We start from the raw sequence: 13,837 nt of genomic DNA on the forward strand, positions 1-13,837 counted from the left end.
TGCTCGTGCGCGGCGATCGCCGCCATGGCGACGATCGCCGCGCACGGGGGTCAGCCGTTGCCGAGGAAGGCCAGCACGTCCGAGCGCGTGACCACCCCGGCCGGCTTTCCGTCCACCAGCACCAGCGCCGCGTCCGCCTCGGCGAACGCCGTCATCGCGCTGGCCAGCGACTCCCCCGCACCGAGCGTCGGCAGCATCGGGGACATGTGCTTCTCCAGCCGGTCGGTGAGCTGCGCCCGGCCGGTGAACAGGGCGTCGAGCAGGTCCCGCTCGACGACCGCCCCGGCGACCTCGGCCGCCATCACCGGCGGCTCGGCCTGCACGACCGGCATCTGCGAGACGGCGAACTCACGCAGGTAGTGCACGGCGTCGGCCACCGTCTCGTTCGGGTGCACGTGCACCAGGTCGGGGATCGAGCCGTCCTTGCGGCGCAGCACGTCGCCGACGGTCGCCCCCTCGGTCGGCGGCAGGAAGCCGTAGCTGGCCATCCAGTGGTCGTTGAAGACCTTGCCGAGGTATCCGCGGCCACCGTCGGGCAGCAGCACGACGACCACCGCGTCGGCCGCCTCCGCGGCGGGGACGGCCGCGGCCACCTGCAGCGCGGCCACCGTCGCCATCCCACAGGAACCGCCGACCAGCAGCGCCTCCTCGCGGGCCAGCCGGCGGGTCATCTCGAACGAGTCGGCGTCGGACACCGCGACGATCTCGTCGCAGATGCCCTTGTCGTAGGTGGTCGGCCAGAAGTCCTCGCCGACGCCCTCGACCAGGTAGGGCCGGCCGCTGCCGCCGCTGTACACCGAGCCGACCGGGTCGGCCCCGATCACCTTCACCCGGCCGCCGGAGACCTCCTTGAGGTACCGGCCGGCGCCGCTGATCGTGCCGCCGGTACCGATCCCCGCGACATAGTGCGTGATCCGGCCCTCGGTCTGCTCCCAGATCTCCGGCCCGGTGGACGCGTAGTGCGACGCGGGGTTCTCCGGGTTGGCGTACTGGTTGGGCTTCCAGGCGCCCTCGATCTCGCGGACCAGGCGGTCGGAGGTCTGGTAGTAGGAGTCCGGGTGGTCGGGGTCGACGGCGGTCGGGCAGACGACGACCTCGGCGCCGTAGGCCTTCAGCACGTTGCGCTTGTCCTCACCCACCTTGTCCGGGCAGACGAACACGCACTTGTAGCCCTTGCGCTGGGCGATCATGGCCAACCCGACGCCGGTGTTGCCCGACGTCGGCTCGACGATCGTGCCGCCGGGACGCAGCTCGCCCGAGGCCTCCGCCGCCTCGATCATGCGCAACGCGATCCGGTCCTTCACGCTGCCACCCGGGTTCAGGTACTCCACCTTGGCCAGCACGGGGGCGGTGATGCCCGCGGCGACCGAGCCGAGGCGGACGAGCGGGGTGTTCCCGACCAGGTCGGAGATGTGCTCGACGTAGCGCATGCGGTCATCGTCGCACCCCGCCACAGGCGCCCCGCTCCCCCTCCGTGTGGCGTGGCCCTCCGGACGCTGCACGGGCCACGGTGCCCGTCCCCGCCTCAGCCGGCCTCGGTACCCCAGCTCGGTCAGGCGCCGCCGCAGGAAAGCCTGCTCCGGGGCGTTGCCGGCCTCGGCGAGAGCCTGCCGGGAGGCGGCGACGGCCTCGTCGGTACGGCCCGGCCGGCGCAGCAGGCCGGCCCGGGCCGCCGGGAGCAGGTGGTGGCCGCCTCGGCCGGCTGGGCACCGTGGATCAGCAGCAGTACTTCACGTCCTGCTCCCTCACGTCATCGGCGGCACGGGCGCCGCACATCATGACGACGAACGAGTGGGCGGGGAATCGACAACCGCTCCGGATCTCATGTCCGTTCGACCCGGCGCAGCGGCTCACCCGGCCGCCAGAACTCGATGACGAGCCGGTCGCCGGCCTCGTTCAAGCCGGTGCGGACCACCTCGGTGAGGTCGGCGTGGAACAACTGACCGGCGACCTCGCCGTCCAGATCCCCGACGAGACGGGCCCTTCCGGCGATCTTCGCGTCGCCGGTCCAGGCGGCCGGCGCACCCTCGGGTGGGTCGACGGACGCGCTGTGCAGCGCGAACCGCGGATCACGCAGCAGGTCGGCGCCCTTGCGCGCGCCGGGCATCGAGCCGAAGGTGAGCTCGCCGTCGGCGAACTGGATCTCGATCCCGCTGATCCGGGGTGAGCCGTCGGACCGCAGCGTCGCGATGGTCTTGTGCTTGTGCGCGTCGAAGATGCTGCGGACCCGGGCGGCGAACTCCGGCTCGGCCTGTTCGACGTCGTTCCACGAGGACATGGGCCCATCGTGGACCCGAAACCTGACAGAACCTGACAACTAAGGTGCTACCGGTCGGTAAGTACCCTCGGCCGGAAGAGCAGTCCCGACGAACGAGGAGCATCGATGCCCGAAGCCGTGATCGTCGCAGCGGCCCGATCCCCGATCGGCCGTGCCTTCAAGGGGTCGCTGGCGAGCATCCGCCCCGACGACCTGACCGCACAGATGGTCCGCGCCGCACTCGACCAGGTCCCCCAGCTCGACCCGGCCGACATCGACGACCTGATGCTGGGCTGCGGGCTGCCCGGCGGCGAGCAGGGCTACAACATGGCCCGCGTGGTGTCGGTGCTGCTGGGCTACGACAGCCTGCCCGGCACCACCATCACCCGGTACTGCTCGTCGTCGGTGCAGACCACCCGGATGGCGCTGCACGCCATCAAGGCCGGCGAGGGCGACGTGTTCATCTCCGCCGGGGTGGAGACGGTGTCGCGGTTCGCCAAGGGCAACTCCGACTCGCTGCCGGACACCCACAACCCGATCTTCGCGGAGGCGGAGGCCCGGACCGCGCAGGTCGCCGAGGCCGGCGCCGACACCTGGACGGACCCGCGCCAGGCCGGACAGGTGCCCGACATCTACATCGCCATGGGCCAGACCGCGGAGAACCTCGCCCGCGCCAAGGGCGTGACCCGCGAGGACATGGACCACTTCGGGGTCCGCTCGCAGAACCTGGCCGAGAAGTCGATCGCCAACGGGTTCTTCGCCCGCGAGATCAGCCCGGTCACGCTGCCCGACGGCACCGTCGTCTCCACCGACGACGGCCCCCGCGCCGGCGTCACCTACGAAGGGGTCTCCGGGCTCAAGCCGGTGTTCCGCCCCGACGGGCGGATCACCGCCGGCAACTGCTGCCCGCTCAACGACGGCGCCGCCGCCCTGGTGATCATGTCCGACACCAAGGCCGCCGAGCTCGGCATCACCCCGCTCGCCCGGGTCATCTCCACGGGCGTGTCCGGGCTGTCCCCGGAGATCATGGGCCTGGGCCCGGTCGAGGCGTCCAAGCAGGCCCTGGCCCGTGCCGGGATGACCATCGACGACGTCGACCTGGTCGAGATCAACGAGGCGTTCGCCGCGCAGGTCCTGCCGTCGGCCCGCGACCTGGGCATCGACGAGGACAAGCTCAACGTCAACGGTGGCGCGATCGCCCTCGGTCACCCGTTCGGCATGACCGGCGCCCGGATCACCACCACGCTGATCAACGGGCTGCGCACGCACGACAAGGCCATCGGTCTGGAGACCATGTGCGTCGGCGGCGGCCAGGGCATGGCCCTGGTCATCGAGCGTCTGAGCTGACCCACCCTTCCGACGACGAGCGGCACGTCCCTACCCGCGCGGAGGTGACGTGCCGTTCGTCGCTCCGGAGAACTGCCCGATCTCAGAACCTGCGCCCGAGAGCCGTATGCGTCGAGGACTGTTCCGTGCGGCCTCACCGATGGGGGAGATGGATTCCGGCACCGAAATGACGAACGCCGCGGACATCCGCTCCGGGGGAAGCAGTCGTCCGCGGCGTCGCCGGCCGGGAGGGGGGGTCGCCCGGCCGGTCACGGCCCTGCCGGCGGTACCCGGGTGGGTGGACCGGGCAGGCCCACCCACCCTGGGATCACTCCTGACGCAGGTAGGACAGCAGGCGCAGGATCTCGATGTAGAGCCAGACGAGCGTGGTCATCAGGCCGAAGGCGATGTACCAGGCGAACTTCGCCGGGACGCCGTCCCTGACCGCCTGGTCGGCCATGTCGAAGTCCAGCAGAAGGCTGAACGCTGCGACGCCGATGCAGACGATGCTGAACAGGTACGCCAACGGCGAGCCGTCGCGCAGACCCAGGCCACCGGTGGTGAAGAAGCTGACGATCATGTTCGCCAGCATCAGGACGACGATGCCGATCGTGGCGCCCATCAGCCAGCGGGTGAACTTCGGGGTCACTCGCACGGCACCGGTCTTGTAGACGACCAGCATGCCGACGAACACACCCGCGGTACCGATGACGGCCTGGAATCCGATGCCCTCGAACTGGGTGCCGCTGAACTCCAGCGCGCCGGTGATGGCACCCAGCGCCACACCCATCGCGGCCGAGTAGACGAGCACCAGGGCCGGGTTGCTGCTCTGCTTGAAGATGACGATCAGCGAGACGACGAAGCCGACGATGAAGGCCGGCAGCGCCAGCCAGTATGCACCGCTGATGGCGGTCAGGATCCCGGCGACGAGGGCGACACCGGCCGTGACCGCGGTCTTGGTGACGACGTCGTCGACGGTCAGCGGACGCTGGCCGGCCCCGGCTCGGCCGATGTCGGCCCGGGACGTCTGGGCGCTGGCGAAGGCGGCACCGCCACCCATCATGCCGCCCTGGCGGTTGAAGTCGGCGTATCCGCCGCCCTGCCCGGCGGGCAGGTTGCGGAACGCCGGGTTGCTACTGGTGCGCACCTGGATCCTCCTGAAAGCGCGGGTGGGCGTCCGTTGATGGAACGCGGGGGACACCCGGTGAGTTCCCGCTCGGTAAAGACGATTTTACGCTCGCTCCGCGGCCGGTGTCGCCGGCCCGCCACGCGTTCACGGTCTCAGGCCGCCTCGGGCCCTGCGGCCGCGGGTGGGTCGAGGGCTATCCCGGCCGCCTCGACGGCCGCCTCGGTCTGCAGCCGGACGTACGCACGATCGCTGGTGCCCTCTCGCGCAGCGGCCAGCGGGGCGGCATCCACCCCGACCGCCCCGGCCAGGCCGATCAGGACGTCGTCATAGGCCATCAGCAGAGCGACCCGGCGCAACCTGGTCCGTGGCGGCGGGCCACACACCTCCCGGCGTAGCCGGCGCAGATCGGCAACCAGCGACTCCAGCGATGGTCCCGTGGGCACGCCGGGACGGCGGGCCCGGCACGCGGCGACGGCGGCCGGCACCCGCAGTGCCGCCCAGAACAGCAGCGTCGGGGCTGCCGTGATGACCAGGTAGAGCGTCATCCCGGCCACCAGCGGACGGTCGCCCGTCATGCTCCGAGATTACGCGCCCGGCCGCCGAGATCGCCCGCCTTCGGCCGGAGGCCCCATTTCCGGGTGCCGCGAGCGAGGCGGAACGATGCATTGCCCGCCAGCACTACTCCGGATAAGCGAGGTTTGCCGGACGTCCCCCCGGGGCATCCCGACCCGACTTGGAGGTGACGGACGATGTGGGCGTTCTTCTCCGCACGGCTGCGGATGTGGCTGGTCCTGGCCGTCGGCGCACCGGTCCTCGGCTGGTTGCTCGGCCGGCTCGGTGACGTCATCGAAGCCCGTCGCGGGCCCAACGGCCTGAGCCGCGTGCTGCGGAAGGGCCGCGGCTGGTTGCACCGGCGCAGCAAGGGGCCGCTGGCCGCGTCCGCTGCGAGGGCGAGACAACCGCGCACCAGGCGTTTCATCGGTCGCGGCCGGCCCGGCTAGCGTCGGCGCGGTGAGCACGCGCGACACCACCGAGCTGGCGGTCCACCACTACCGGGCCCACTGTTCCTGGTCGGGCTCGACCGCCGACGGTTACCACCACTACGACCGTTCCCATCTCGCCGGTGCGGCACCCGCGGACGCCGGGCTCACCCTGAGCTCCGACCCCGCCTTCGGCGGCGACCCGGCCCTGCTCAACCCGGAGCAACTGATCGTCCTGGCGGCGTCGTCCTGCCAGCTGCTGTCGTTCCTCGCCGTCGCAGCCCGGGCCAGGCTCGACATCCGCGAGTACCGCGACGACGCCGAGGCCTTCATGCCCGAGGCCGATCGGCCCGTGCGCCTGGCCGAGATCGTGCTCCGGCCGCGGATCGTGCTGGCCTCCGGGCCCACGCCGGAACGGGTCCGCCATCTCGTCGAGGTGGCCCACCGCGAGTGCTTCATCGCCAACAGCCTGGCGACCCCGATCCGGGTGGAGCCCGTCATCGAGTTCGTCTGAGTCGGCCGGCGGATCCACGAGGTCGCCGGAGTCGATTTCGGCGACGCCGAGAGCCGCGCGACCCTGCAGGTGGCACAGTGAGCGCACGCCGGGCCAAGGGGCCCCACCGACGACCGGCGCCACCGCGAGACGCGAGCCGCCCGGCTGGACGCCTCGCCGCTGCGGGCACGAGCAGCGTCGCGGCTCGTCAGTCGACCTCGCGCAACAGCTCATGGGCCACCGAGGACGCCGCCTCGTACTGCTCGGGCCGCAGGTGGTACGGATTGTCGATGAGCTGGCCGTCGAGCCAGACCTTCGGATGGCCCTTGACCACGGGGATCACCACGCGCCCGTCGAACACATCGACGTCGTACATGCAGACGCCGATCAACGGGTACGCCCGCAGCCACCCGGTCACCCGCGCCTCGTAGCTCAGCAGGTCGGCCGGGAACGCCGGACGGGTCGGCGGCCGGATCCAGCTCATGTCCCCGATGACGCGCGCGGTTCGGGGGGGCGGTGCCGCCGAAGGCCTGTTCGGACCAGTCCCACAGCAACCCCAGCATCCGTTCCGGTTCGAAGGCACCGGATCTCAGGTAAGTCTCATGCGGGTCGACCGTCTCCAGCAGGCCGGCGTCGAGACCGGGCTCGACGACGAGGGCCGACAGGTCGGGGCACTCACCACCAGCCGTCAGGAACAGACAGGACTGTCCCGCGCGCAGGCCGTCGCGGAGGAACGGCAGGAGCAGCCGGTCACGTTCGCGGCGACCTCGATGCAGGACGCACAGGTGGTCGTGCGTCCTCACCGGTACCCCACCGAGGTCAGCTTCCGGAACGCGGTTCGCCGTGTTCATGGCGCCTCCACGGGCCTTGCCGGAACGAGCGTCAGCGGCGGACGGAGTGTCGGATCCTCATGCCCGCCCCGATACATCCCGCCGAGCCGAAGACAGGCCCCGCGTTGGCTCTCGCAGGCCACGGACCACCGGCCGGAGCCGGTCTCGCCCGTCGCCCACCCGGGTATCAGGCGACGGCCGGCGCTCCGGGGCTCCGGAAGGAGCGGACGACGTGCAGCACGGGACGCGACGCTCAGGAGGGTCGGCTCGACCCTGCAAGCAGGTCTCAGGGCAGATGCTTCGACCCTGCAAGCAGGTCTCAGGGCAGATGCTTCGACCCTGCAAGCAGGTCTCAGGGCAGATGCTTCGACCCTGCGACCGAGCGGCGGCGGGCCAGGAGCTGGGCGACCAGCTGGGCGGCGGTGGCCGCGACGGTGGTGGCCAGCGCGATGCCCCACTGGTGGGGCAGCAGTGGCTGGGAGCCGACGACACGGCTGATGCCGGGTGTCTGGACGGCGGCAGCCAGGACCAGCAGCGAACCGGCCGCACCGGCGAGGACCAGCGGGGTGCGTCCGCGGACCACCATGGTCTGCCCGAGCTGGGCACCGACCAGCGCGACCAGCCCGGTGGTGCCGGCCTGTCCCGGGCCGCTGACGGGACGGGCCAGCAGCCAGGCCACGATCGCCGCGATCGCGGTGATGGCCGCCCGCACCCCGATGTCACGGTTCAGCGCACTGCCGAGGGAGGCGTCCGGGCCCTCGGCGAGCAGTTCCTCCGGGGTCACATCGGGGGGTGGCCGCACCGCGACGGCCATCGCCGGCAACACATCGGTCAGCAGGTTGACCAGCAGCAACTGCCGCGCGTTGAGTGACACGCTCCCGCTCATCAGGCCGGTCCCGAGGGTGTAGGCGATCTCGCCGAGGTTGCCGCCGAGCAGGATCGACAGCGAGTCCCGGACCGAGGTCCACATCGCCCGGCCCTCCACGATCGCGTCGGTGATGGTCTCGATGCGGTCGTCGGTGATGACCACGTCGGCGGCTTCACGGGCGGCCGGCGTGGCGCGGGCGCCGAGGGCGAGACCGACGTCGGCGAGCCGGATGGCGGGCGCGTCGTTGGTGCCGTCCCCGGTGACCGCGACCGTCCGGCCGGACCGCTGCAGCTGCTGCACGATCCGCGCCTTCTGCACCGGGGTGACCCGGGCGAAGACCGCGACGCGCGGCAGGGCGATGTCGAGCGCGGCGTCGTCGAGGCCGTCGAGCTCGGCCCCGGTCAGCACCTGCCGGCCGTTGAGGACATCGAGTTCGGCGGCGATCGACTCGGCGGTGCTCGGGTGGTCACCGGTGATCATCACGATCTCGACGCCCGCGCCGCGCAGTGTCGCGACCGCGTCCGCTGCGGTCGGCCGCACCGGATCGGCCAACGCCAGCAGCCCGCGGAACTCGAGGCTGCCGACCACCGGCTCCGCCCGCCGCGACAGCCGGGGCACCTGGCGCTCCGCGACCGCGAGCACCCGGTAACCTCGCCGGGCCAGCCGGTCGATCTCCTCCTCGATCTGCGACCGTGCCGCACCGTCCAACGGTTCGGTGGCGGTGCGGCGCCGGTGCGTGCACAGCGGGAGCACGACCTCGGGTGCGCCCTTCACGCTCACCGACGCGCCGTCGCCTCCTCGCCACAGCGTCGCGTGATAGCTGCGGCTGGACTCGAACGGCAGCTCGTCGAGGTGCTCCATCTCGTCCTGGTCGTGGCCGGCCACGATCCCGAGCCGCCGTGCCCCGCCCAGCACGGCGCGGTCCGTCTGGTGCACCACCTCATGCGCGTCGGCCTGGAAGGGGCTCGCCCGGACCGCGGACGCCAGCACCCCGTGCAGGTGCGGCGGTAGGTCGTCCACCGAGTGCGTCGCCGTGCCGTCCGACACCTGCCGCAGGCTGATCCGGCCCTCGGTCAGCGTGCCGGTCTTGTCGAAGCACAGCACGTCGACCCGCCCGAGGGCCTCGACGGTCGCCGGATTGCGGACCAGCGCCCCCCGGGCCGACAGCCGCCGCGCGGCGGCGAGCTCCGCCACGGTGGCCACGAACGGCAGTCCCTCGGGTACCGCGGCCACCGCCAGACTGACCGCCCGGCTCCACGCCTGGCTCATCGGCCGGCGGCGCAGCAGGTCCACCGCGATCAACCCGACGCCGGCGCCCACCGAGAAGGGCAGCGCGCGGGCCGTCAGGGACCGCAACCGGGTCTCGACCCCGCTCTCCGGGACGCCGCCGATGTGCAGCCGGAGGGTCCGGCCGGCCTCGGTGTGGTCCCCGGTGGCCACGACGACCGCATCGGCTCGACCGGCGGCGACGACGGTCCCGTCGTAGAGCATGCTGCGCCGGTCGGCCACGTCCGGTGCGCTGGTGGCTCGGACCGACTTCGCCACCAGAGCGGACTCCCCGGTGAGCGAGGACTCGTCGATCTCCACACCCTGGACGTCTATCAGCCGGCAGTCCGCGGGCACGGCGTCCCCGGCCTGCAACTGGATCACGTCCCCGGTCACCAGTTCGGCGGCGGGGACGGTGTGCTGTCTGCCCTGGCGGAGCACGCTGACCGGCGTCGCGCTGGACCGGGTGAGGGCCCGCAGCGCTCGCTGCGCGTCGAGCCGCTGCGCCCCGCCGATGACCGCGTTCAGCCCGAGCGCCGTCGTGATCAGCAGCGGATCGAGGACCGATCCGGCGCTCGCGGACAGGCCGGCCCCGGCGGCCAGGGTGGGGGTGACCGGGTTGGCCAGCTCCTCCAGGGTGGCCCGACCGAGCCCCACCTCCTGGTGGCCGGGGTTCCCGCGGTGCTCGCGGCGATGCCCCGGCTCGTCGTCGGCCAGCCCGCCTGGGCCGCTGTCCAGTGAGCACAGCACCGCCTCCGGGGACATGGCGTGCCACGGTGTCCGCTCCACGGGTACCGGCGGAGGGCGCCCCGCCGCGGACAACCCGGCCCAGGTGCCGAGGCCGAGCGCGAGTAGAGCTGCCATCTGCACCGTGATCGTCGCGCGGTCCGGCGCACCGAGGCGCGGGCCCAGCCCCGCGAGCAGCGCGCCGACCGCGGACCCCAGGATCGACAGCTGTGCGCTGCGCCGGCTGGCCTGCCGCGCCGGCCCGACCGCTTCGAGCAGGAAACACGCTTCCGAACGACTGCGACACAGCACGTGCGCGCCCCACGGGGGCGCCCCCCGGGCGTCGACCAGGCCGATGCCGACATCGGCGGCGGCGAGCGCCGAGCCGTTGCGCGGCGCGACGAGCGCGACGACGTGCCCGTTCCCCTGCAGGGCCCGCACCGAGGCCACCGCCGCGTCACCACCCCGCACGACACCGTCGGTCGTCAGCCGGCGCTCGAGCCGCCGCGTGGCACCGGCGATGAGCACCGAACCCGCGCGGCCCGCCGCGTCGACCACCGCCTCGGCCAGCGGGTCGAGCTCGTCGGACACGATCGCGAGCGCGACCACCTGCTCGTCGCGGCGCAGCGCCAGTACGGTGGCGCCGCTCGCGGCGCGCTCCCAGGCCGCCGCCCGGATCCCGGCCGGGAGCGTGCGGACGGCGCGGCCGAGTGGTTCCACCGTCCACTGTGCATGCTTTCGGCGAAGCCGCGGACGACGCACGTCGACGAGGTCGTGCACGCGCTCGACCACCTCGGCCGGATCGGCGTCGGACGCCACCGGTAGCACCTCGTCGACCACCCGCCGCCCGCTGAGCAGGACACGGGCGTCCACCACCACCGTGTCCACCCGGTCCAGCCGGCGCAGGACATCTGCATCGACGACCAGCGTGCCCCGTGCCGCGGCGTCGCGGTCGAGTTGACCGGCGAAGCCTTCGCGCCCGGCACCCGCCGCCTTCGGCACGCCCGCCGCCAGCGCCGCGGTCGCCAGCGGCACGGAGCTGAGAGAGGCCAGAAGTGCGGCGGCCCCACCCACCGCGGCCAGCGCCGATCGTTCGGCCACCCGTTCGACCGGCCCGCCGGGAATCGGACCCGGACGCGGCGGACAGCGCAAGGGCGGCGCTCGATGCGCACCGGGCACCACCGACAGTTCCGCGTCCCAGCTCGCCCATGCCCTGCGCCGGGCGAGAGCCTCCTGATGCCGGTTGAACCGCTGGCACGTGTCGACGACCAGGCCGAGCGGCCGCCGGGTGACCGCCTGGGAGACCGAGCTCCCCACGGTCAGCAGCAGGTACGCGCCCGGCCGGCCGAGCACCCGCTCCGCGAGGGAACGCAAGCGGGGGGTGGCGTCGACCATCCCCAACACGGGCGGGAGCACCGAGCCCAGCGTGCGCATCGGGACCGGGCGGGTCACGGCGGTGTAACCGAGGCCGCCGAGGTTCAGCGCGACCCCGAGGGCCTCCCACAGCACCGCGGCCGGGGCCCCGGGATGAGCCCGGCCGGCCGGAGCGCGCGGCTCGGCCGCGAGGCCGAACCGCCGTTCGGCCTCACCCACCAGCCCGGCGAGCTCCCGAACGCTCAGCCGGCCCGGGTCGTACTCGATCACGACCTGACCCAGCACGGCGTTGAGCTCCGCCCTGCTCACTCCGTCGTGCTCGACCAGCCACTGTTCCAGTTGCGCCGCGACCGGCTCGGCGTCCTCGCGGTGCACCCCGCGCACCGGGATGTGGGCTCGATCCGCTGCGGCGTACGTCGCCCCGGACGCTGCGATCGAGACCAGCTCGACCGCGCCCGCTATCGCACCTGACACCGCCCCGACGGATGCACCGATCACCGCTCCGGCCGCCCGTGTGGGCGCGCCGAGCATTTGCTGCAGGCCCATGCAACCCCCGGGCGGGCCGAGTCGTCGGTTCCTGGCCGGCCACCGCCACGGCCGGGGTCAGTCAGGCCTCGCCGGCCGCCCGTTCATCCGCGGCCCGCGCGCCACGCGAAGTGCCGCCGCTACGCGGCAGGGGATCGAGCTCTCCCCGGCTGGCGAGAGCCGTTCCGACACCGATCGCCGCCGCGACCGGCCACTCGATCACGCCGAGCGCCGCGGTCACCACCAGACCGCTGTAGTACAGCGTGGCCACCGGTGAGGGCAGCAGCGACCGGGCCGCGCCGCCCAGCTCTCCGGCGCTGGGGACGTGCATGTCCGGCGCCCGGAACTGTGCGGTCATGAACGGCAGGTTGACCGTTGCCGTTCTCCGGCCACCGTTGTGCTGCCGTCCGCCCGGCCCCTCGGATTCGCGGCCCCGGCCTTCGCCGGCCCGCTCTGCCGACCGGGCGGGCGTCGTCTTGCGGGTCTCCTGCGTGCCCGCCGCCGACTGGCTCGGGCTCCTCGTCCTCGTCGCCATGACGTCCTCGATCCGTTCTGCCAGCCAGAACCGTTCCGACCGTACGCAGGGCGGTACCCGGCCAACAAGAGGGCAAACAGCCGATGGTGTCCCGCCGAGCAGCGAGGCCGCCGTCCTGTTCGGACGGATGGAGAGCCGTCGCGACGGCCTGCCTCCGGGCCAGGCCGTCGGCTGGACGACCTGGCCGGTCGCCAGCACGGGGCCCGGCGGGGTGAGGTGCCGAGGAGGCTGGATCAGCCCGTCGGCGCGTTCCAGTCCACGAGCTGCACGATCACTCCGTTGGGGTCGCGCACCTGGAACGCCCGCTCGCCCCACTCCTCGCTGGTCAACGGCATCGTGACGGTGACGCCTTCGGCCTGCAGCCGAGCCAGCTCACCCTCGAGATCATCGACGGTGAACGCCAGGATCAATCCCGACGCGTGGTCGTCGCGCTGATCGGCGGGCAAGGTCGCCAGGCCGCGACGCAGGAAGACCACGTTCATGCCCGCGTCGTCACGGGCGAGCGAGGCGAACCCGTCAGCGGCCATCTCGGTGCGGAAGCCGAAGTGGTCCACGAGGAAGGCCGCAGAGGCCGGCACGTCCTCCACATTGAGCGAAACGGCCGATGCGGTGATCTTCACGGGTACTCCTCGGCGGGGTTATTTGTACGGTGTACATCGTACGCCGTACGACATCGAGTGCGTCAAGATTGTTCCCATGCCCACCGACCGCAGCAGCGCCGGCGACCCGGACCGCACCCTCGCACTGCTGTGGCGCGACCCGTCGGCGGTCCCGCGCCGCGGCCCGCGGCAGGGGCTGACCATCGACGCCGTGGTCGACGCGGCGACCCGACTGGCCGACACCGAAGGGCTCGCAGCCGTCACGATGCGCCGGGTGGCCCAGGCCCTGGCCGTCGCGCCGATGACGCTCTACACCTATGTCCCCGGCAAGGCCGAACTGCTCGACCTGATGCTCGACGCCGTCTACGCGGCCATGCCGCGCACCGACACCTCCGGGCGGCCGTGGCGGGAGCGGGTCACGGCCGTGGCCGAGGAGAACCGCGCGCTGTTCACCGCACACCCGTGGGCGGCGATGATCTCCACCAGCCGCCCGCCGCTGGGTCCGGGCCAGATGGCCAAGTACGAGCACGAACTGCGGGCCCTGGACGGGCTGGGCCTGTCCGATGTCGACCTCGACGCCGGGCTCGCCCACCTGCTCGGCTTCGTCCGCTCGCACGCTCGCGACGCCGCCGACGCGCGCGCCACCCAGCACGCCACCGGAATGGACGACGAACAGTGGTGGTCGATCAACGAGCCGCTGCTGGCCCGAGTCCTCGACGAGTCCACGTACCCCACCGCGGTCCGGGTCGGGGCCGCCGCCGGATCCGCTCATGGCAGCGCCTGGAGTCCGGAGCACGCCTGGCACTTCGGGCTCGCCCGCGTCCTCGACGGGCTCGCGGCGCTGATCGAGCGCCACTCGTGACCGGCACGGCCGGCGGAACCATCCGGCCGGGAGACCGATGCGGTCGATCCCGCCCGCCGGCCCCCTC

The 13,837-nt window shown here is 72.7% G+C and carries 12 protein-coding genes and 1 pseudogene; 4 read left to right on the forward strand and 9 right to left on the reverse strand.

The features are described 5' to 3' along the window. Positions 1 to 50: 50 nt before the first annotated feature. The gene (locus HF519_RS19355) at positions 51 to 1,430 is read right to left on the reverse strand and encodes a cystathionine beta-synthase (RefSeq protein ID WP_169414387.1); all 1,380 of its coding nucleotides are present in this window, start codon (positions 1,428 to 1,430) and stop codon (positions 51 to 53) included. Between the two features lie 392 nt (positions 1,431 to 1,822). Continuing rightward, a complete protein-coding gene (locus HF519_RS19360) occupies positions 1,823 to 2,278 on the reverse strand; it encodes a pyridoxamine 5'-phosphate oxidase family protein (RefSeq protein WP_169414388.1) in 456 nt (151 codons plus the stop codon). A 105-nt stretch (positions 2,279 to 2,383) separates the two neighbouring features. Here HF519_RS19360 and HF519_RS19365 point away from each other — a divergent pair, with 105 nt between their 5' ends. Then, on the forward strand, positions 2,384 to 3,604 hold the full coding sequence (locus HF519_RS19365; protein ID WP_169414389.1) for an acetyl-CoA C-acetyltransferase: 1,221 nt from the start codon (positions 2,384 to 2,386) through the stop codon (positions 3,602 to 3,604). 307 nt (positions 3,605 to 3,911) lie between these two features. On the opposite strand, the gene HF519_RS19370 is transcribed toward HF519_RS19365, so the two are convergent. Then, positions 3,912 to 4,730: a Bax inhibitor-1/YccA family protein gene (locus HF519_RS19370; protein WP_169414390.1), complete on the reverse strand. Its 819-nt coding sequence runs from the start codon at positions 4,728 to 4,730 to the stop codon at positions 3,912 to 3,914. A gap of 134 nt (positions 4,731 to 4,864) precedes the next feature. Continuing rightward, positions 4,865 to 5,287, reverse strand: a complete 423-nt coding sequence (locus HF519_RS19375; protein WP_169414391.1) for a hypothetical protein — start codon at positions 5,285 to 5,287, stop codon at positions 4,865 to 4,867. Between the two features lie 174 nt (positions 5,288 to 5,461). On the opposite strand from HF519_RS19375, the gene HF519_RS19380 reads away from it, so the two are divergent. Further along, positions 5,462 to 5,713, forward strand: a complete 252-nt coding sequence (locus HF519_RS19380) for a hypothetical protein (RefSeq protein ID WP_169414376.1) — start codon at positions 5,462 to 5,464, stop codon at positions 5,711 to 5,713. A 10-nt stretch (positions 5,714 to 5,723) separates the two neighbouring features. After that, entirely contained in the window at positions 5,724 to 6,206 is a 483-nt protein-coding gene (locus tag HF519_RS32980) for an OsmC family protein (protein WP_211170265.1), read from the forward strand. A 187-nt stretch (positions 6,207 to 6,393) separates the two neighbouring features. Here the strand turns inward: HF519_RS32980 and HF519_RS32485 are convergent, their stop codons facing one another. The 5 genes and pseudogenes from HF519_RS32485 to HF519_RS19410 form a co-directional block, all read right to left on the reverse strand. After that, positions 6,394 to 6,768, reverse strand: a complete 375-nt coding sequence (locus HF519_RS32485) for an MEDS domain-containing protein (protein ID WP_312860212.1) — start codon at positions 6,766 to 6,768, stop codon at positions 6,394 to 6,396. Beyond that, positions 6,725 to 7,036 (reverse strand): annotated as a pseudogene (locus HF519_RS33335) (MEDS domain-containing protein); the annotation flags it as partial. The gene HF519_RS32485 and the pseudogene HF519_RS33335, both read right to left, overlap by 44 nt. A 331-nt stretch (positions 7,037 to 7,367) precedes the next feature. Beyond that, positions 7,368 to 11,795: a cation-translocating P-type ATPase gene (locus tag HF519_RS19400; protein WP_169414393.1), complete on the reverse strand. Its 4,428-nt coding sequence runs from the start codon at positions 11,793 to 11,795 to the stop codon at positions 7,368 to 7,370. Between the two features lie 61 nt (positions 11,796 to 11,856). Continuing rightward, positions 11,857 to 12,132 (reverse strand): hypothetical protein, encoded by a 276-nt coding sequence (locus HF519_RS19405; RefSeq protein ID WP_211170266.1) that lies wholly within the window; start codon positions 12,130 to 12,132, stop codon positions 11,857 to 11,859. Positions 12,133 to 12,542: 410 nt separating this feature from the next. Next, on the reverse strand, positions 12,543 to 12,929 hold the full coding sequence (locus HF519_RS19410; RefSeq protein ID WP_169414394.1) for a VOC family protein: 387 nt from the start codon (positions 12,927 to 12,929) through the stop codon (positions 12,543 to 12,545). A gap of 76 nt (positions 12,930 to 13,005) precedes the next feature. On the opposite strand from HF519_RS19410, the gene HF519_RS19415 reads away from it, so the two are divergent. Further along, positions 13,006 to 13,770, forward strand: a complete 765-nt coding sequence (locus tag HF519_RS19415; protein WP_169414395.1) for a TetR/AcrR family transcriptional regulator — start codon at positions 13,006 to 13,008, stop codon at positions 13,768 to 13,770. The last annotated feature ends 67 nt before the right edge of the window (positions 13,771 to 13,837 follow it).

This window comes from Pseudonocardia bannensis, assembly GCF_012911875.1.
Classification (GTDB): domain Bacteria; phylum Actinomycetota; class Actinomycetes; order Mycobacteriales; family Pseudonocardiaceae; genus Pseudonocardia; species Pseudonocardia bannensis.

Coding starts and splice junctions, on each gene's coding strand:
- HF519_RS19400 (WP_169414393.1), bottom strand. CDS start 11,795: ATGGGCCTGCAGCAAATGCTCGGCGCGCCCACACGGGCGGCCGGAGCG.
- HF519_RS19375 (WP_169414391.1), bottom strand. CDS start 5,287: ATGACGGGCGACCGTCCGCTGGTGGCCGGGATGACGCTCTACCTGGTC.
- HF519_RS19415 (WP_169414395.1), top strand. CDS start 13,006: ATGCCCACCGACCGCAGCAGCGCCGGCGACCCGGACCGCACCCTCGCA.
- HF519_RS19365 (WP_169414389.1), top strand. CDS start 2,384: ATGCCCGAAGCCGTGATCGTCGCAGCGGCCCGATCCCCGATCGGCCGT.
- HF519_RS19355 (WP_169414387.1), bottom strand. CDS start 1,430: ATGCGCTACGTCGAGCACATCTCCGACCTGGTCGGGAACACCCCGCTC.
- HF519_RS19380 (WP_169414376.1), top strand. CDS start 5,462: ATGTGGGCGTTCTTCTCCGCACGGCTGCGGATGTGGCTGGTCCTGGCC.
- HF519_RS19360 (WP_169414388.1), bottom strand. CDS start 2,278: ATGTCCTCGTGGAACGACGTCGAACAGGCCGAGCCGGAGTTCGCCGCC.
- HF519_RS19405 (WP_211170266.1), bottom strand. CDS start 12,132: ATGACCGCACAGTTCCGGGCGCCGGACATGCACGTCCCCAGCGCCGGA.